This window comes from Stutzerimonas stutzeri (genome assembly GCF_024448895.1).
Classification (GTDB): domain Bacteria; phylum Pseudomonadota; class Gammaproteobacteria; order Pseudomonadales; family Pseudomonadaceae; genus Stutzerimonas; species Stutzerimonas stutzeri_Q.
In genome coordinates this window covers 63490-83094 of the sequence record NZ_JAMOIC010000021.1, presented here as the reverse complement: position 1 = coordinate 83094, position 19605 = coordinate 63490, and the positions used below count along the sequence as shown (strand labels likewise).

Sequence of the window (19605 nt, the reverse complement as noted above, 5' to 3'; positions counted from 1 at the left end):
TAACGCCAGCCAAGGTAGTCGTGGCGCTGCTAGGGGCGGTTCAAGCGTGAGCGTTATTGGTTGAAGTAAGCGCGGGCACGCTCGACCTCGGCAGCCGTCGGCTTGTAGCTTGTCCACTGGTCCTGCTCTTTCTTCTTGTAGCGAATCACGCCCTGCGCCACATCGAATTCGTAGAACGGATAGACCTCACGCAAGTTGTAGAAGGCGGCCGGCGCGAAGAACAGGATATCGGCGACCAGATAACCGCTATTGAACTTGAGCGGGACCAGGCCATACATCGGCTCCATGCCTTCCTGCGTGGCGCGGAAGCGGTACTGGCCGAAACTGGTGGCCTTGTAGGTCTTGTTTACCGGGGTCTTGAGCACCAGCGGCGCATCGTCATTGATCTTGACGGCGAGGCTCGGGTCGCTGGAGCGCAGCGTTGTGGTGGCGGTACAGGCGGACAGCAGTGCCGCGATGAGTGGCAGAGCGAGGAGTTGCTTGGTTTTCATCATCATTCCCTTGCAGGTGGTAAGCGTGAACGGCCATACCAACCCTACGCTGGGGTGCGGCGGCCGTCCTTGGCGGGCGGCACTATAGGCCAGCCAGCACTCATGGCCAAGCGCCATCTACCGAGACAGAGCCTTTCCCGATCATCGGTCGGCACTCACCACCGCTCGGCATCCAGTCGAAACTTTTCCGCTCAGGCACCGGCCGTATCTACAGCACCGTTCACACGACTGGAGAATGTATGAGCTACCCGAAGATCCACGCGCAGAAGCAGGACCGCCTACCCGGGCTCGAAAGCGAGATGCAGCCAGCGGCCGAATTCATCCGTGACAGCTACAAGGGCAGCGCCAAGCTGGCAGGAAAGGTCGCTCTGGTCAGCGGCGGCGACAGCGGCATCGGTCGTGCCGCCGCCGTTCACTTCGCCCGCGAAGGCGCCGATGTCGCGATCATGTACCTCGATGAACATGATGACGCCAAAGAAGCCAAGCGCATGATTGAAGCCGAGGGCCAGCGTTGCCTGCTGCTGCCCGGCGACATCCGAGACAGCGGCTACTGCAAGGACGCTGTCGAGCAGACCGTGAAAACCTTTGGCCGGCTCGACGTACTAGTCAATAACGCCGGTCGACAGGAAGTCCAAGAGCGGCTCGAGGACATCACCGATGAGCAGTGGGAAAAGACGTTCGCCACCAATATCCATGGCTACTTCTATCTCACCCGCGCCGCCCTACGCCATCTGAAAGCCGGCGCGTCGATCATCAACACCACGTCGATCAACTCCTTCATCGGCAATCCGATGCTGGTCGACTACACCTCGACCAAGGGTGCCATTGACGGCTTTACCCGCGCCCTGTCGCAGCAGCTGATCGAGCGCGACATTCGCGTCAACCAGATTGCTCCCGGCCCGATATGGACGCCGCTGCAACCGGCTACCCTGGGCAAGCACGACCCGCAACTGCTTGAAGATTTCGGCAGCCAGATGCCCATGGGCCGCTGTGGTCAGCCGTCCGAACTGGGCCCGGCCTACGTCTACCTGGCCTGTGAGGATTCGTCCTACGTCAGCGGGCAGACCATCCACATCAACGGCGGCAAGGTGGTCAACGGCTAGGCAACGCGCAGTTGAAAGAACGGAGCCGCGCCAGGGCGGTGCGGCCCGAAGCAACCATCCCGACGCATCGGGTAATGAGTACAGCCGGAACCATTACCCCGCCTCCTGCGCCCAATAGACAGGACGGCACGCCTGACTGATCGAGCGCTCGCCACATTGTTAACGCAGCCACGCTGCACGCCATCAAGGTAACTTCATGACCCAGATTCTCATCGCGGCCTTCGACCGCTACGCCGAAGCCGAGCAAGTCAAAGCCGAACTGCTGAGCAAGGGTGTGGACGGTTCTGCCATCCAGATCTCTGCATCCTCCAACCCCGAGACGGTCGATAGCAGTCGCGTCGAAGTCATTGGAGAAGAGCCGGACGAAGACGCCACCGTCGCCGACAAGCTCGGCAGCTTCTTCAGCAAGGTCTTCGGCGACGATTCAAGCAAGCACGCCGGACGCTACCCGGAAGCAGCCCGTCGCGGCTCGACGGTGGTCACCGTTACGCTGGACGATGACAGCCAGATCGCCACGGTGGAACAGGTGATGGAGAAGAACGGTGCCATCGATATCGACGAGCGCAGTGCGGCCTGGGGATCGGACGACGCCACACCCGTTACCGCCAGCACCGAGACCCTGACCACCGGCTACCCCGATGCCTCTTCCATCAGCGAGGACGAGCGCAAGCTCAATGGCATGGCCACCCCGGACCGCGGCGCCGACGATGGCACCATCCCCGGCCGAGCGGAGAATGAAAAAGTGGCCCGCCGTGACAACACCGCTGGCCGCGTGCGGATTATTCCGCGCTAGATAAGCCTATCGGGCGGATGCCTCGTAGGGACATCCGCCGGCCACTGCTGGACGGCCCTGAGCGCTATCACTGCGCTGCAAAGGTCTCATCAAGCAGATCGTTCATCGCCTGAAACGCCCGCTTCGCCACTTCTGGATGGTATTCATTGCGACCCGGCACGTTCGCGTAAGGGTCGGTGAACGAGTGCACGGCATTGCCGTAGGCAACCATCTGCCAGTCGACGTCTGTGGCCTTCATCTCCGCGACAAAGCCGTCGACCTGCTCCTTCGGCACGGCAGGGTCATCGGCGCCATGCAGCACCAACACCGGCGCCTTGATCTGCTTGGCGTCCTCCGGGTTGGGCGTATCGAGGTTGCCATGGAAGGATACGAACGCATCCAGATCGGCACCGGACCGCGCCAGTTCGAGCACTGCACCGCCGCCAAAACAGAATCCGATAGCCGCCATCTTGGCCGTATCCACCGGCACGACCTTCTGTGATTCGAACGCGTGGACCGCAGCCTGCGCCCGCTTGCGCATCAGCGCGCGATCACTGCGCACCGAGGTGGCCGCGGCCTTGGCTTCGTCCGGGTTGGACGGCCGCACCGACTTACCATACATGTCGGCCATGAACACCACGTATTTGTCGCCCGCCGCGCGCGCCGCCTTTTCCGCCGAACGCTCGGTCACCCCCAGCCAGTTGGGGACCATCATCAAGCCAGGGCGCGGCGTGGTCACCGCATCGTCGTAGATGATCAAGCCTTCGAACGCCTCGCCGTCAATTTCGTAGGCGTGCGGCTTGACCACCACTGCGGCCTCGGCAGCGCCGACCATTCCGGCCAGCGCCAGGGCAATGCATGTCTTGTTCATGGATCCGTTCCTGCTCAATGAGACGACTGATCAACAGTAGCGGAAAATTTCAGCCTGACCGCCGACGCCACATTTCGGACCGTTTCGGTATGTGTCACACGAAGCGCTGACGCTTTTGCAGGACTGTCACGGCCAGCGCGTCAGCCCTGACGGAAGCGATCCTCCAGCCCCAGCGCATCGGCCGTCGCTGCTCCGCTGGCGGTGTTGTCGAAGATGCACCAGCAGTCCGCGCCGCCGCCCTCGCCCACCAGCCGTTTGGCCAAGGCATCGAGATGTTCGGCTTCATAAGCCGAGTAATAAACACGCGGCGAGCCATGCAGGCGGTAATAGCGCAACCCGCGCCAGCCGCCCGGCTCGGCAGCTTCAGGGAAAGGCGCCGGATCGGCAGCGACGCGGGCGATCTGCGCCTGTTGCAACAGGCCATCGGCCTCCAGCCAGCTCGGGTGACGCGGCTCGATGGCGACGAACCCACCGTATCGCGCGCGTAATGCGTCGAAGAAGTCGCAGGCGCTCGCGGAGTCGAAGGCCAGCGATGGCGGCAGCTGCACCAGCAGGCATCCGAGCTTCTCCTCAAGATGGCCGCATTCATGCAGGAACCGCTCAAGCAGTGCTTCGCAGCCGATCAGCCTCAGCTCGTGGGTGATCTGCTTCGGCACCTTTACGCAAAAGCGAAACGACTCCGGCACGCTTGCGGCCCACTTGGCATAGGTCGCTGGACGATGGGGTCGGTAGAAGGAGCTGTTGATCTCCACCGCACGGAATCGACCTGCGTAGCGCTGCAGGTGCGTCCCTTCAGCGGGGAACGCGGGCCATTGCTCGCGCGGGAGACTCCAGCCGGCGGTGCCGAGGTAGATCGATGCTGCATCTTTCATCACCGCGCCTCGTTCACGCCGGCTTCGATTGCACCGGCAGCCGCTTGAGCAACCGTTTGCGTGTCGGCACAACGGCGTTTTCCTGAGCCCAGATGCAGATCGCCAGGGTCACGAGCAGATACAGCGGATAAAACCATAGTGAAAGGCTCTGTTCGCCCGCCTGTGCGGCGCATTCGCTCCAGGCCTCGATGCAGCCGGGCGAGAAGACCCTCAGCAGTTTTTCCGAACGGGAGAACAGGATGAACACCGGAATGTGCAGCACGAACAAGGGCAATGAAGCTGCGCCCAGGCGTTGCGACCAGCGATTGACCCCTGCGCTGGCCGGCGCCGAAATGAGCGCGAACAGGTAAATCAGCGCCAATTGCGAAGGCAGCAACAAGCCGTTGTGCAGGAGGAAATACCAGAATTTATCGCCTTTGAGCAGCCAGATCGCAGCGACGAAGCAGGCCACGACGAAACCACCCAGCAGCAACCGGCCGCCAAGTCGTGGCAAGCGCTCCTGGGTCTGCATCTCACGGAACAAGCCGTACAAGAGGATGCCCGCGAGAAATTCAGGCAGGCGCAGCAATGGCATGCGGTGCAGCATGCCGGTGAAGGGGATGCCATATTCCTGCTGCTGGATCGCCCAGAGCGGCGGTATCAGGTAGATCACGATGATCACTGCGAGCCACACGGCCTTGTGCCGCAGGTTCATCAATCGCGGGGCCAGCAGCGGAAACGTCAGATAGAAGAAGAACAGCGTGGAGATCGACCACAACGGCGGGTTGAACGTCAGGTAGTAGGGATTCCAGGCCTGCAGCATGAACAGTTGCAAGACGAAGTTGAGCAGTAACTCGCCGTTGCCCATGAAATGCTCAAGCGCCTCACGCGAGGCATCGCCCAGGTCCTCGTTGGTGTCGTAGACGACGAAGCGCAGCGTGGCTTTTACGTCATCAGGTGGGATGCCAAGCTTGGCGATGATGAATAGCACCACGCCGGTCAGCGCGAGGGAAAACAGGTGCAGCGGGTAGAGATTGGCAAAGCGCCTGCTGAGAAAGCTGCGCCCCGGCTCGCGCAATTGCCCCTGCTGGCAATAGACATGAGCCAGCAGAAAACCCGACAGCACGAAGAAGCTGCTGGTCGCGAAGAACCCCACACCAGCCATGTCTGCCAGCCAACCGGGCAGGTACTCGTCGGCATAGTTGTGAAGCGTGTGAAAGCACACGATGTACATGCCGAGCGAGAAGCGCAGCCATTCGAGCCCGATGAATTTTTCCTTGCTGACCTGCCCCACGCACTGTTCCTGCCCTATCGCTTGCAAAGTACCATCAAGGGGTAGGACGTTGCGCTGCGGCCAGTCGTTCGATGTTTTGCGTATCGATTGCCCGCTGGAGGCGAGAACGGACGCCGACGAGTCTCAGCCATCGCCCCCGTGCAAGTAATGCTCCTGCGCCCGTACCGGCCGGAGCCGCTCGCCACAATATTTAGTCACGTCCTCCTTTCGCACGTGCCTGAACAGGAAGGGTCAATACCTGTTGTCCACGCCCGCAAGAGAGGTACGCCCGCAGTGTTGTCCCGATTCAAACAAACGTCCTCCTCGACTTTCGCAGCATCAGTGTTGATGGCTGCGATGCTGTTTACAGCGCCATCGCACGCGTCCGCCAAGGAGGGGTTCAGCTGGGCCGAAAACTTTCTCGAACGCATCGCCAAGGTCGACGAGCAGACCTCCGGCGAACTGGGCGTCTATATCAAGGATCTGGACAGCGGCGTGTCGGCGTCCTACCACGGCGAGGAAGTCTGGTACCTCGCCTCGACGGTCAAGGTGCCCGTGGCGATTGCCATCATGCGACGCATCGATCAGGGCACCATGAGTCTGGATACCACGGTGCGCCTGCTGGAGTCTGATTACGTGGACGGGGCCGGGCCGACCAACAGCCACGCACCGGGCACCACGCTCAGCGTTCGTTACCTGATGGATCAAATGCTGATCCACAGCGACAACACGGCAAGCGACATGCTGATCAGCCTGGTCGGGCTCGACGCCATCAACGCCGTCACCGCCGAACTGGTGCCGCAGGGCTTTGGCCCGATCACCCGCTTGGCAGATGTTCGCAGGCTGATCTACGGCGAGTTTCACCCCGCCGCGCAGCAGCTCTCCGGGCGCGACTTCCTGCGGCTCAAGCAACAGCCCAAGGAAGCCGCAAGGCTCGCCACGCTGGCCAAGCTGTTGGGCGTGCAGCAAAGCGAATTTCAGAAGATCAGCTTGAGCGAGGCCTACGCGCGTTACTACGCGACACCTTTCAACTCGGCGTCCCTCCAGGCTTACGGCGATCTGCTTTCCGCCCTTTTGGAAGGCCGGGCCGTATCCCGCGCCAGCACCGAATACCTGATCAGCGTGATGAACCGGGTCGAAACCGGCACCCAGCGCATCAAAGCCGGGCTGCCGAAGACCGTCGGCTATGCACACAAGACTGGCACCCAGGTATCGCGCATTTGCGATGCCGGGCTCATTGCCCCGCCGCCCTACCGCCAAGCCGAACCCGCGGGCCAGATCGTGGTGGTCGCTTGCGTGCGCGGCGCCGCATCCACCGCCAAAGCCGAGCGCGCATTGCGCGGCACGGGTGAAGCGATCACCGCCTCTGGAGTGCTACGCCTTTGAATGCCACGAGCTTGCGCAGCAAAAAACTGCTTGCCCTTCCGGTATTGGTCGGCCTGGGCCTTGCGCTCTGGGCCTACAAAGAGCAGGCCTATTCGAACTCCTGGCGCAACGCGCTAGAGCAGGATATCCGCCGCATCGACGAACAGACTCCGGGCAGGCTCGGCGTCTACGTCAAGCATCTGGGCGACGGCAAAGCGCTCAGCCACGAGGCCGATCGCTTCTGGTATCTGGGCTCGGCCGTCAAGGTGCCCATTGCCGTCGCCGTGCTGCAGAGCATCGACGAGGGCAAGCACAGCCTCGATGAAGAGATGACCTTGGAAGCCACTGACAAGGTCGACGGTTCCGGTGATCTGGTCTGGCAGGACGAAGGCGTCGCCTACTCGCTGCGTAGCCTGCTCAATGAAATGCTCATCGAAAGCGACAACACGGCCGCCAACATGCTGATCCGCCTGATCGGCGAGGAGGAGCTGAACGAACGCACCCGCACGATCATGGGCGGTAAGGGTTTCGAGCGCATCACCGACTTCACCCAGGTGCGCCGCGATGTCTACGGCGAGCTCCACCCGGACGCGCGCGAGCTGGACAACATCGAACTGGTGAAACTCGCCTCGGCACGCTTCAGCAAGCCCCGTTACGAAGCGGTCGCACGCGTGCTGAACATATCCACCAGCGAGCTGAAGGCTGACAGCATGGAGCAGGCCTACGAGCGCTATTACGCCCGCAACCTGAACGCCAGCACTCTGGAGGCCTACGGTGCCCTGCTGGAAAAGCTGGCAGAAGGCGAACTGCTTTCGGAATCCAGTCGCGAGCTGTTATTCAAGGACATGAAGATCGACCGCTACGACGCCTACCGACTCGAAGCCGGTCTGCCCAGCGACGTGGCCTTCATCCAGAAAACAGGCACCCAGCTGGAGCGCGCCTGCCACATGGGCGTAATCGAGCCACTGTCGGAAAAACAGGCCAAAACCATCGTCATCGTCGTTTGCGCCGAAGCGCTCGACGAAAACAAGGAAGCCGGCGTGGCGTTCGAGCAGGTGGGCGAAGCGATCACCAAGGCCTTGCTGAGTAAGGCTGATTAAGGACCTGACCGCTGCGCAACACGGGAGGCCTACCTGCCTTGGGTCTAGCTCGCAGTCACCTGTAGGGTCGAATTTATTGACCTAGGCTCGATGCCGCGCCTGACTGGCTCTGACCCGAGCGGTTCGGCAGGCTGAGCCCGTGCGTGAGCAACTTTGCACCTCTTAGCCCGCTCAAATTATGACGAGGTCCGTTGCGCTCGTATTGCGCCAGCGGATTGTCCACACTTCGCAGTCATCTGATCAGTGAGGCGTCGATCATGCGCAAGGCCGAAGTCAAACACCGCAATACCGTCAAGCTCGAACGCCTGCAACGCTTTCTGACCTGGACAACGGAGCGGCATCCGGACTTCGTACCAAAGAAGAATCATCAGGAGAACTGGTTCTCGACCTACCTCGGTCATCAGCCTCCGGAAATCGGCCGCGCGGCGCGGTTGTTCTGGATCGGTCTCGATGAACCGACCGTGGAGGCCAACCTGCAAGGCAGCGACCCAGCCTCGCTGATAGGTCGGCTGCTCAATCGTGACGTCGACGAACTCAGCTGTCAGGTCGATGTGTTCGGCGTCGAGAAAAGCCTGGACTGCGGCCAGATCCAGAATCTGCTGGAACCGGACTTCGCATTGCGCCTGGCCGACAGCACCTCCAGCGAGGATTTCGAGCGCAACGTGTGTGACGCCGTTGGAGCCTTGGTGCGCGATCGTCTACACCTGCTCGAACGTCCTTTCGCAAGCATGAGCGACGAGCAGAAAACCCGCGTACTGGATCGCCTGCCAGCAAAGTTGTCGCGCATCGACGACTTTGCCGCACGCGCCGTAGACACCATCAACGAGGCCATCCACGAGCTGCGTTACGTGGTCGAGCTGCGCCACGGCGAAGTGGCGTTGGACATGCAGCGGCGTATCCCGGGCGGGCAAGGTCACGCGCTCAGCGAGCGCGAAGTGGCCGACTTCAAGGAAGATGATCGCCAGGCGATGAACGCCAAGTTCGAAATGATGATCGAGGAAGCGCAGGACTTCGACCTGCAGTTGCTCGGCGAAAAACGCCTGACCGAAATCTTCATGATGGAGCCGAAGAAGCTCCGTCGGACCATCCGCTTCGCCCGCGAGGACAACCGGGAGAAGATGGCCTTCGCCGTGCTGCTGGAAAACAATCCTCGCTTCGTCCACTACCACAAGCTGTATGCCGCACGAAGCATCACCCGCACCTGGACCGCCCTGCTCGGCCCCACCAACAGCGGCAAGACGCATCGCGCCATCGAAGCCATGACCGCTGTCAGAAAGGCAATCTACCTTTCCCCTTTGCGCCTGATGGCGCTGGAAAATCAAGAGCGCATCGAGTCCATGGGCGTGCCCTGCTCACTGGTCACCGGCGAGGAAGAGATCATCCGCGAGGGCGCTACTCACTATTGCTGTACGGTCGAGGAATTTTCCCGCTTCCGCAGTGAATCCTGGGACGTGGTGGTCATCGACGAAGTGCAGATGATGGCCGACTCGCAGCGCGGCTGGGCCTGGGTCGATGCGCTGGTCAGTGCCTATACCCACGACCTGATCATGACCGGCCCGGAGCTGATCCGGCCGTCACTGCAAACACTCTGCGACCTGTGTGAGGACCATCTTGAGGTCAAGCGCACCACTCGCCTTTCCCCGGTCGACGTGGCGCGCCGTTCGACCACCTTGAAGCAGCTCGACGCCGGCTCGATGCTGGTCGCCTTCAGCCGCAAAACGGTGCTGGAACTCAAGGCCATGCTGGAGATGACCGGCAAGAGCGTCTCAGTGGTCTACGGCGCTCTGTCGCCGGAAGTGCGCCGCGAACAGGCGCGCCGCTTTCGTGAAGGCGAGGCGGACATCATGGTCGCCACCGATGCAGTGGGCATGGGCCTCAACATGCCGGCGCATACGCTGTGCTTCTATACGGATGAAAAGTACGACGGCATCCAGAATCGCCAGCTCAAGGTGCAGGAGGTCAAGCAGATTGGCGGGCGCGCCGGGCGCTTCGGCCATCACGACAGCGGCCTCATCACTGCGCTCGACGGGCAGACGTTGCAGTCGATCAAGCGCTTGTTCCACAGCGACGATCTGCCGGTGGACCTGTCGCAATTCCAGGTGCGACCCTCGATCGAACACCTGCAGGCCATCTCGGAGCTGATGAACGAGCCGAGCCTGCTGCGCGCCTGGCTGACCTTCAACCGCAACATCAACTACGGTGACGAGTTCATCTCCATCCTGCCGGACGAGCTGGCTGAGTGGATCAAGCTGATCGACGACCCCACCATCAATCTGCCGCTGCGCTGGATATTCGCCTGCACACCGATCCGCGGCGGCCTCGACAGCCCGGCCGCAGTCTTCGCCCAGCAATGGCTGAAGAAGGTCGCGCAAGATAAAGAGAATCCATTGCCGCGGCTGGTGATCGATGCCGACCTGGCGACGCTGGAAAGCTCGCTACACGTCATCGAAACCTACCTGCATCTGGCACGCACTCTGCCCGCACATTTCCCAGCACTGGAGCAGGCCGAACAACACCGCAGCCTGCTCAACGGCGCCATCACCCGTGAGTTGTCGCGGCAGCGCAAGCCACGCAGTTCCGACCGCCGACGCCTGGCCGGAGGTAGCCGCCAATGCCAGAAATGCGGCAAGGCAATGCCGGTTGCCGGCAGGCAGTTCCGGTTGTGTCAGAGTTGCTTCAACGAGAAGCGGTGAGTGGCAAAGGCAGACGTGGCGCGCCCGGACCTGTAGGCGTCAGCTTGCTCGCGATCAGATGTCCTGAGGTGCACGCAACCAAGGCCTCATGCCTGCACCGGATCGCCAGCAAGCTGGCTCCTACGAAAAGCTGCGGCGCGCCCGGACCTGTACGAGCGAGCTTGCTTGCGATCAAATGTCCTGAGGTGCACGCAACCATGGCCTCATGCCCGCCCCGGATCGCCAGCAAGCTGGCTCCTACGAGAAGCTGTGGCGCTCACCGTACCTGTAGGAACTAGCTTGCTGGCGATCAGATGTCCTGAGGTACACGCAACATGGCCTCATGCCTGCCCCGGATCGCCAGCAAGCTGGCTCCTACGAAAGGCTGCGGCGTGCCTGGACCTGTAGGAGCGAGCTTGCTCGCGATCAGATGTCCTGCGGTGCACGCAACCAAGGCCTCATGCCTGCCCCGAATCGCCAGCAAGCTGGCTCCTACGAAAAGCTCCGGCGCTCACCGTACCTGTAGGAGCTAGCTTGCTGGCGATCAGTAGCCATCCAGCGGCTCCGTCTCGCCGGGCTGAATCAACTTAGCGTTCGCCACTCTGATAAAAAAACAGGCGGGGTGCACCATGAGCGACGACCCTCACAACCTGCAACGCTTCGTCGACGTCCAGCGCTCGACTTACGACCAAGCGCTTGCCGAACTGCTGGCCGGGCGCAAACAGAGCCATTGGATGTGGTTCATCTTTCCGCAGCTCGCCGGGCTCGGTCACAGCGCGATGGCTCAGCGTTACGGCATAAAGAGCATCGACGAAGCGGCTGCCTATCTGCAGCACCCGCTGCTAGGGCCTCGTCTCGAGGAATGCGCCGCGGCGCTGCTGCAGCATAAGGGTCGCTCGGCCCAGCAGATCCTCGGCTCGCCGGACGACATGAAGCTGCGTTCGAGCATGACGCTATTCAGCGCGGCCGCACCCGAAACCATCGTTTACCGCCAGATCATCGACCACTTCTACGACGGCCACGTCGATCCCGCTACCCTCGCCAGGCTCTAGCCCGCCCCATCAGCCAAAATTAAAACGGCTGTTCGATAAAACAAAACTCTCTTTCCAGCGTCAGAGGCCTGACGCGACGGCCCCTGCGCAGCTCAACCTGTCAGCTTTTTGTTGCGATGTTCGTATTTTAGCTTTGACAGCGCTCTGATTTGACCTTAAGTTTTCGCTTCCGAACATTTCCGAACCCTCGCAGTATTCGGATAATAAAAACAACAGCTTCATAGAGAGGTCGCGCATGAGTATTCCGTCCACCCCGACGCTACGGGGGCAATGCATCGCAGAATTCCTCGGTACAGCCCTTCTGATCTTCTTCGGTACAGGCTGCGTAGCCGCTATGAAGCTTGGCGGCGCTGACCTAGGTCTTTGGGAAATAAGTATTATCTGGGGAATCGGCGTCAGCATGGGGGTATACCTCGCGGCTGGCGTTTCCGGTGCGCACCTCAACCCTGCCGTGTCCATCGCGCTCTGGCTGTTCGGCACCTTCGAGCGCAACAAGGTCCCTGCCTACATCCTGGCTCAAGTCGCCGGGGCCTTCTGCTCGGCCGCGTTGGTTTATGGTCTTTACAGCAGCCTGTTTTTCGATTTCGAACAGGCACAGCAGATGACCCGCGGCAGCCTCGCCAGCCTCGAATTGGCATCGATCTTCTCGACCTATCCCCATGCTTCGCTTTCGATCGGCCAGGCCTTTCTGGTGGAAGTGGTGATTACCGCTATTCTGCTGGGGATGATCATGGCCCTGACGGACGACGGTAACGGCCTGCCACGTGGTCCGCTGGCGCCCTTGCTGATTGGCCTGCTGATCGCCGTGATCGGCGGCGCGATGGGCCCACTGACTGGCTTCGCCATGAACCCGGCTCGTGACCTCGGACCGAAGTTGATGACTTATTTCGCCGGCTGGGGCGACGTCTCCTTCACTGGCGGACGGGATATCCCCTACTTCCTGGTTCCACTGATTGCCCCGGTACTGGGTGCGTGCATTGGCGCCGCCGGCTACAAGGCGCTTATCTGCAAGCACCTGCCCGGCCTCGGCTCCGGCGCCTGCGATATACCCGCGAATCCTGAAAGCACCACATACGATGCCACTGCCCCCGAAGCTCGTTAAGGAATCGACATCATGAGCACTGAAAATAACAAGCAATTCATCGTCGCCCTCGACCAGGGCACGACCAGCTCACGCGCCATCGTGCTGGACCGCAATGCCAACGTGGTGACCATCGCTCAACGCGAGTTCGCGCAGATCTATCCGCAGCCAAGCTGGGTCGAGCATGACCCGATGGAAATCTGGGCGACCCAGAGTGGCGTGTTCGTCGAAGCCCTGGCCCAGGCTGGCATCACCAATGAACAGGTGGCGGCAATCGGCATCACCAACCAGCGCGAAACCACTATCGTCTGGGACAAGATCACCGGACGACCGATCTATAACGCCATCGTCTGGCAGAGCCGCCAGAGCACGCCGATCTGCGATCAGCTCAAGCGTGACGGCATGGAAGACCATATCCGCAAGACCACCGGACTGGTCATCGACCCCTATTTCTCGGGCACCAAGATCAAGTGGATTCTCGACCACGTCGAAGGCAGCCGCGAGCGTGCACGTCGTGGTGAATTGCTGTTCGGCACCGTCGACTGCTGGCTGATCTGGAAGATGACCCAGGGCAAGGCCCACGTCACCGACTACACCAACGCCTCGCGCACCATGCTGTTTGACATCCACAAGCTCGACTGGGATCCGGTCATGCTGGAGGCGCTGGATATCCCGCGCGAAATGCTGCCCGACGTACGTTCCTCGTCCGAGGTCTACGGCCATGCTTACCTGGGCTCCGGGCAGAGCACCGGCATTCCGATTGCCGGCATCGCAGGGGATCAGCAGGCCGCGCTGTTCGGGCAGATGTGCGTCGAGCCCGGCCAGGCGAAGAACACCTACGGCACCGGTTGCTTCCTGCTGATGAACACCGGCACCAAGGCCGTGCAGTCCGAACATGGCCTGCTGACCACCATCGCCTGCGGCCCTAAGGGTGAGGTCAACTATGCGCTGGAAGGCGCGATCTTCAACGGCGGTTCAACCGTGCAGTGGTTGCGCGACGAGCTGAAGGTGATCAACGACTCGCTGGACTCCGAATATTTCGCCACCAAGGTCAAGGACAGCAATGGCGTCTACCTGGTCCCGGCCTTTACCGGGCTCGGCGCGCCCTACTGGGACCCGCGTGCCCGCGGCGCTCTGTTCGGTCTGACCCGCGGTGTGAAGGTCGACCACATCATCCGTGCGGCGCTGGAATCCATCGCCTACCAGACCCGCGACGTGCTCGATGCCATGCAGCAGGATGCCGGTGAGCGCTTGCGCTCCCTGCGTGTGGACGGTGGTGCGGTGGCCAACAACTTCCTCATGCAGTTCCAGGCCGACCTGCTCGGCACTCAGGTCGAACGTCCGGAAATGAAGGAAACTACGGCGCTCGGCGCTGCCTACCTGGCAGGCTTGGCTACTGGTTTCTGGAGCAGCCTGGACGAGTTGCGCAGCAAAGCCACCATCGAGCGCATCTTCGAACCCGCGTGCGACGACGCGCAGCGCGAAGCGCTCTATAAAGGGTGGCAAAAGGCGGTGGGTCGTACCCGCGACTGGGCCGAAGACTGACGCGTTAACGCAATAACAAAAGCCCTGCGCGGACGCCCGTCGTCGCAGGGCTTTTTCTTTTCCGCTCACGGTGCCTCCGGACAACGCGACGCAAGCAGCCGGCGCCCTTTATGGAAGAAAACTCGGCCACCTGAGGTGGTCCGGGAGGGCGAACAAGTTCGCCCCTACAGCCAGCTTGTACCCATCAACGCGACGCGTGCAGACGCCCGTCGTACGACGCCTCTGGACTACTCGACGCAAGCAGCTACGGCTTTAAAGGAGGAAAACTTGGCCAGCTTGTAAGCATCACCGAGACGCCCTTCGTAGAGGCGAACTTGTTCGCCTAGGGTGTCTCAATTCAGGGAATCGGTTTGCGGCAAAGGCTGAGATGACAAGCCGGCAGCGCACCATTTCTTTTCAAAAAAACGCCCAGCCTCAATCGGTCCCGCACCGAACACTTACATTCGCAAAGCCAACATTTCTTTAATCAAGGGCAAGACTGCGGCATCCTTCCGCGCATATCGATAAGAAGGAAGCCTCAATGAGTCTGGCCCCACGACAGCAGAGCATTCTCGAACTGGTGCGCGAACGCGGCTACGTCAGCATCGAAGAGCTGGCGCAACAATTCTCTGTGACGCCACAGACCATCCGCCGTGACATCAATCAGCTGGGCGAAGCCGGCTTGCTGCGCCGCTACCACGGTGGCGCCGCCCACGATTCCAGCGTTCAGAACACCGCCTATACCCAGCGCGCCCGCCAGATGCGCGACGAAAAACGCCGAATTGCGGATGCCATGGCCGCACACATTCCTGATCAGGCTTCACTGTTCATCAACATCGGCACCACCACCGAAGCCATCGCCCACGCCCTGCTCAATCACCGCGACCTCAAGATCATCACCAACAACCTGCACGTGGCGAGCATCCTCAGCCCCAAGGAAGATTTCGACGTGCTCATCGCCGGCGGTAACGTGCGCAGCGATGGCGGCGTGGTCGGCCAGGCCACCGCGGATTTCATCAGCCAGTTCAAGGTGGACTACGCGCTGATCGGCATCAGCGGCATCGACGAAGACGGCACGCTGCTGGACTTCGATTATCAGGAAGTGCGCGTTTCCCAGGCAATCATCAACAACGCCCGACAGATCTTCCTTGCGGCGGACTCGAGCAAGTTTGGCCGCAACGCAATGACCCGTCTCGGCTCTCTGGAACAGATCGACATGCTGTTTACCGAAGCGCAGCCACCGGAAGCCTTTCTCGAACTGCTGACGCGAAACAAGGTCAAGCTGGAAGTTACCGGCTGAGCGAGGCGAGGCCGTCTCTCTTTGGCGAATAAATTCGCCGCTACAAGGACAGCAGGTGGAGCATCGATCCTGTCCACGTCATACCGTAAGGGGCTTAATCGCATCGCGGTCCGATTCGTAGGGGCGAATTTATTCGCCCGAAAAGCGCCACTGGCAGCCGTCGAGCGAGGGCTGGCCCGGCGGGCGGACGAATTCGCACTACAGAATCTCGCGAGGTTAAACGCCGCTCATGCTGCTCATCACCAATTAATAGTTCATATCGGTTCGATTATTTTCTTTTGATCTAAAAAATGAACATCGACTCTAGAGACGGGTTCACTTCTACGCTAGGATGTTCGTATTCGAAAATTAATGTTCGTTCTTGAGGAGAACCCCGTGATTGAGCCCGTCTCCGAGCTGTACGACCTCGCCGTCATTGGCGGCGGCATCAATGGTGTAGGCATTGCTGCTGATGCAGCCGGACGCGGCCTGTCGGTGTTTCTATGCGAGCGCGACGACCTGGCGAGTCACACCTCGTCAGCCAGCAGCAAGCTGATCCACGGCGGCCTGCGCTACCTCGAACACTATGAGTTCCGACTAGTCCGCGAAGCCCTGGCCGAGCGCGAAGTGCTTCTGGCGAAGGCGCCGCATATCGTCAAGCCGATGCGTTTCGTGCTGCCGCACCGCCCTCATCTGCGCCCGGCGTGGATGATCCGTGCCGGCCTGTTCCTCTATGACAACCTGGGAAAGCGCGAAAAGCTGCCCGCCTCGCGTGGCCTTCGATTCGGCGACGAAAGCCCGCTCAAGCCGGTCATCAAGCGCGGGTTCGAATATTCGGATTGCTGGGTAGATGACGCCCGTCTGGTGGTGCTCAACGCCATGGCGGCTCGCGAGAAAGGTGCGCACATTCACACCCGCACGCAGTGCCTGAGCGCCAAGCGCGCGGGCGGCATCTGGCATGTGGAATTGCAACGGCACGATGGCAGCCGTTTCTCTCTGCGCGCCAAGGCACTGGTCAACGCTGCAGGCCCCTGGGTAGCGCAGTTCATCGGTGAAAACCTGCAGCAGCGCTCGCCCTATGGCATCCGCCTGATCCAGGGCAGCCACATCATCGTGCCCAAGCTGTACGAGGGTGAGCAGGCCTACATCATGCAGAACGAGGATCGGCGTATCGTTTTTGCCATCCCCTATCTCGACCGCTACACCATGATCGGCACAACTGATCGCGAATACCACGGCGATCCCGCGACCGTGAGCATCAGCGAGGAAGAGATCACCTACGTTCTGGGCGTCGCCAATACGCACTTCCGCAAGCAGCTTGAGCCCAAGGACATCATCCACACCTTCGCTGGCGTTCGCCCGCTGTGCGACGACGAGTCGGACAACCCCTCGGCAGTGACCCGCGACTACACCCTGTCCCTTTCTGCCGAGGAGAAGCAGGCGCCCTTGCTTTCAGTGTTCGGCGGCAAGCTGACCACCTACCGCAAGCTCGCAGAATCGGCAATGGCGCAGCTCAAGCCCTTCTTCCCGAACATGGGTCATAGCTGGACCGCCAAGGAAACGCTGCCGGGAGGTGAAGGGATGAGCACCGCCGAGGCGCTAACCGAAGAGCTGACGGTCAAGATCCGTGGCATTGGTCATCCACTGGCCAAGCGCTGGGCGACGCTCTACGGCAATCGCGTCTGGCAGATGCTCGGCGAGGCCCGCTCTATCGAAGCGTTGGGCGAAGACTTCGGCCAGCAACTCTATGCGCAGGAGGTCGAATACCTTCGCCGGGAAGAATGGGCTACGCAGCTTGATGACATCATCTGGCGCAGAACCAAGCTCGGCCTGGCATTCAGCGACGCCGAAAAAGACCGCCTGCAGCAGTATCTGCAAGCGCAGCCGGCTGCTGAGATCAGACCGAGTAGCGACGCTGCGTGAGTCCAGGTGAGCTTTCCAACAGGCAACCCACGCAAGCGGTTTGAATGTGGCAACTCCAGGGTGATGCCCGGGTCGAAATCGAGTAGGCCTGACACGGCGTATCACCGTCATTCGCTGTGCCTGGCATCGGTCCGCAACCCGCTCAGGGGATGCCGTCGCCATGAATCACCTGCTAGCTACAGCTGCGTTCGGCATCTCCAGCCTGGCACTTGCCATTTCGTTATGGCAGGGCTGGGCACTCGTTGAGCACAACCGCCTATCCGTTCGCCCGCATGTGGTGAGTACGCCTCACCTGGAAGGGCCAGGCGCGCGCAACGGACTTTACATCGTCAATCTCGGGCTGGGGCCTGCGCTCCTTGGCAGCGCGAGCATCAGCGTCGACGGGACGGCTTACGATCTGAGCACCGACTTCTGGGAAGACGCTCTGGTGGCCATTGACATTGAACCGGGCTGCTTCTCGCGATCCTGGCTGCCCGTGGGTGCGGCAATACTGGTCGATCAGGAAATCGCGTTGCTGGCCATGCAGGACGTCAGCGTGCCGCTTTGCCTGCACGAGAGCCTGAAACTGCTGACAGAGCATCGAATCGAGGTCGCGCTAGAGTTCGGTTCGCTCTACGGCGAGCAGCTTTCGATGGCGCAACCATTCGAGCTCGGCTCTCCCCGTGAGGACTACGCCCGCGCGCTGCGCAAGCTCGCGGACCTCCAATGATTCCGCCGCGGGCGGCAGCTGCCGCCCGTCGCCCACCGCCGTTCCGGTCACGATGTCTTCACAACTGGCGCCCACCGTCGAGCCACTAGACGCTCACGGGAGTAGCCTTGATGACGACGGATACCGGTGCCCTGGAGGGTAAATCCTCAACGCCACTGACCAGCCAGTGGCTGTCCTGGTTAGTGGTTGTCAGCCTGATCTATCTTTTGCTGGCGGCGGTTGGCGCCATCGGCGATGGCTTCAAGGCCGCCACTGGCGACAACGCCAAGGAACTCTTCGCCTTCGCCACCAATCCGTTCGTGGGGCTGATGATCGGGCTGGCGGCGACTGCGCTGATTCAGAGCTCCAGCACGGTGACATCGATCATCGTCGGTATGGTCGCTGGCGGCCTGCCGATTCCCATGGCGATTCCTCTGATCATGGGCGCTAACATCGGCACCTCACTCACCAGCACCATCGTCAGCCTGGGGCATATCCGCAGCGGTCAGGAGTTTCATCGTGCCTTTGCGGCGGCAACCGTGCACGACGCATTCAACATCACGGCGGTGACCATCCTGCTGCCGCTGGAGCTCCTGTTCCATCCGCTGCAGCGCATGTCGGAAGGCCTGGCTGGTCTATTGGTGCATGACAGCGTCCAGGTAGACGTGAAGAGCATGAACTTCATGTCTACCCTGCTTACGCCCGCTACGGACCTGCTGGAAGCCAGCGTGGCCTGGTTGCCGAGCAAGGTATGGGCAGGCGTCGCGCTGATCATGATCGGTATCTGCCTGATCCTTTTCGTGGTGCAGGCCATCGGCAAGGTGCTGCGCAAGGTCATGGTGGGGCGTGCCAAGGACGTAATGCACGCCAGCGTCGGCCGGGGCCCGGTGTCGGGCATCGCGTCAGGCGCCATCATCACCGTTCTGGTGCAGTCCTCCTCTACCACCACTGCGTTGATTGTGCCGCTGGCGGGTACCGGCGTGTTCACGCTCAAGCAGGTATACCCCTTCACGCTAGGTACCAACATTGGCACCTGCGTCACGGCGTTGCTGGCCGCTACCGCCATTGCCGGACCTACGGCGGAACTGGCCATGCAGATCGCACTGGTACACCTGCTGTTCAACCTGTTCGGTATCACCATCATCTACGTGCTGCCGTTTCTGCGCGGCGTTCCACCGGCCATCGCCAACTTTCTGGCCGACCTGGCACAGCGCAGCAAGCTGTACGTCGGCGCGTACATTGGTGGGGTGTTCTTCGGCCTGCCCTTGCTGCTGATCGGCGGCAGCCAACTCTGACCCAACCTGGAGCTCACCATGCAGAACGAACGCCGCATCCAGACCGAGAATCGCATCCGTGAACTGCGTGAGTCGCTCAACGAGCTGGAAGCGCAGCTCGAACGCATCGACACCCAGGAGCAACAGGCTCAACACCGCGAAATCGAACGTCTGGACGACTACATCAACGCAGTGGACACCCGTTTCAACAGCCTGCAGCTGTTCTGGAACTCCCTGAAAGTGGAATGGCTGAAAGCCAAACACTGAGCGCCATTCAGCCAGCTCC

General features: G+C 61.1%; 17 protein-coding genes. 13 read left to right on the top strand and 4 right to left on the bottom strand.

Translation table 11 applies throughout. The features are described from left to right. Positions 1–53: 53 nt before the first annotated feature. On the bottom strand, positions 54–491 hold the full coding sequence (locus NA619_RS20350; RefSeq protein ID WP_255963635.1) for a hypothetical protein: 438 nt from the start codon (positions 489–491) through the stop codon (positions 54–56). A gap of 239 nt (positions 492–730) precedes the next feature. On the opposite strand from NA619_RS20350, the gene NA619_RS20345 reads away from it, so the two are divergent. Together NA619_RS20345 and NA619_RS20340 are read left to right on the top strand one after the other, a co-directional pair. Then, complete coding sequence (locus NA619_RS20345; RefSeq protein WP_255963634.1) at positions 731–1594, top strand: SDR family oxidoreductase; 864 nt, start codon at positions 731–733, stop codon at positions 1592–1594. Between the two features lie 196 nt (positions 1595–1790). Continuing rightward, on the top strand, positions 1791–2387 hold the full coding sequence (locus NA619_RS20340; RefSeq protein ID WP_255963633.1) for a hypothetical protein: 597 nt from the start codon (positions 1791–1793) through the stop codon (positions 2385–2387). 67 nt (positions 2388–2454) lie between these two features. On the opposite strand, the gene NA619_RS20335 is transcribed toward NA619_RS20340, so the two are convergent. The 3 genes from NA619_RS20335 to NA619_RS20325 all read right to left on the bottom strand — a co-directional run bounded on the left by NA619_RS20335 (position 2455) and on the right by NA619_RS20325 (position 5382). Next, on the bottom strand, positions 2455–3201 hold the full coding sequence (locus NA619_RS20335; RefSeq protein WP_423836856.1) for a dienelactone hydrolase family protein: 747 nt from the start codon (positions 3199–3201) through the stop codon (positions 2455–2457). Positions 3202–3377: 176 nt separating this feature from the next. Beyond that, positions 3378–4109, bottom strand: a complete 732-nt coding sequence (locus NA619_RS20330; protein ID WP_255963631.1) for a DUF72 domain-containing protein — start codon at positions 4107–4109, stop codon at positions 3378–3380. A 13-nt stretch (positions 4110–4122) separates the two neighbouring features. Then, positions 4123–5382, bottom strand: a complete 1260-nt coding sequence (locus tag NA619_RS20325) for an acyltransferase family protein (protein WP_255963630.1) — start codon at positions 5380–5382, stop codon at positions 4123–4125. A gap of 327 nt (positions 5383–5709) precedes the next feature. Between NA619_RS20325 and NA619_RS20320 the strand changes: the two genes are divergently transcribed. From NA619_RS20320 to NA619_RS20270, 11 genes are all read left to right on the top strand, one after another. After that, positions 5710–6747, top strand: coding sequence for a serine hydrolase (locus NA619_RS20320; RefSeq protein ID WP_255963629.1), 1038 nt, complete (start codon positions 5710–5712; stop codon positions 6745–6747). A 26-nt stretch (positions 6748–6773) separates the two neighbouring features. Further along, on the top strand, positions 6774–7826 hold the full coding sequence (locus NA619_RS20315) for a serine hydrolase (RefSeq protein WP_255963637.1): 1053 nt from the start codon (positions 6774–6776) through the stop codon (positions 7824–7826). Positions 7827–8083: 257 nt separating this feature from the next. Further along, positions 8084–10519, top strand: a complete 2436-nt coding sequence (locus NA619_RS20310; RefSeq protein ID WP_255963628.1) for a helicase-related protein — start codon at positions 8084–8086, stop codon at positions 10517–10519. A gap of 608 nt (positions 10520–11127) precedes the next feature. Then, entirely contained in the window at positions 11128–11550 is a 423-nt protein-coding gene (locus NA619_RS20305) for a DUF1810 domain-containing protein (RefSeq protein WP_255963627.1), read from the top strand. 235 nt (positions 11551–11785) lie between these two features. After that, on the top strand, positions 11786–12652 hold the full coding sequence (locus NA619_RS20300; protein WP_255963626.1) for an MIP/aquaporin family protein: 867 nt from the start codon (positions 11786–11788) through the stop codon (positions 12650–12652). Between the two features lie 12 nt (positions 12653–12664). Then, positions 12665–14176 carry a glycerol kinase GlpK gene (gene glpK, locus NA619_RS20295; protein WP_255963625.1) on the top strand — a complete coding sequence of 504 codons (1512 nt, stop codon included), beginning with the start codon at positions 12665–12667 and terminating at the stop codon, positions 14174–14176. A 520-nt stretch (positions 14177–14696) separates the two neighbouring features. After that, the gene (locus NA619_RS20290) at positions 14697–15455 is read left to right on the top strand and encodes a DeoR/GlpR family transcriptional regulator (protein WP_255963624.1); all 759 of its coding nucleotides are present in this window, start codon (positions 14697–14699) and stop codon (positions 15453–15455) included. Positions 15456–15806: 351 nt separating this feature from the next. Next, positions 15807–17357: a glycerol-3-phosphate dehydrogenase gene (glpD, locus tag NA619_RS20285; RefSeq protein WP_255963623.1), complete on the top strand. Its 1551-nt coding sequence runs from the start codon at positions 15807–15809 to the stop codon at positions 17355–17357. 160 nt (positions 17358–17517) lie between these two features. Further along, the gene (locus tag NA619_RS20280) at positions 17518–18066 is read left to right on the top strand and encodes a hypothetical protein (RefSeq protein WP_255963622.1); all 549 of its coding nucleotides are present in this window, start codon (positions 17518–17520) and stop codon (positions 18064–18066) included. 110 nt (positions 18067–18176) lie between these two features. Continuing rightward, positions 18177–19340: a Na/Pi symporter gene (locus NA619_RS20275; protein WP_255963620.1), complete on the top strand. Its 1164-nt coding sequence runs from the start codon at positions 18177–18179 to the stop codon at positions 19338–19340. Positions 19341–19358: 18 nt separating this feature from the next. Then, positions 19359–19586, top strand: a complete 228-nt coding sequence (locus NA619_RS20270; RefSeq protein ID WP_255963619.1) for a hypothetical protein — start codon at positions 19359–19361, stop codon at positions 19584–19586. Positions 19587–19605: the final 19 nt, after the last annotated feature.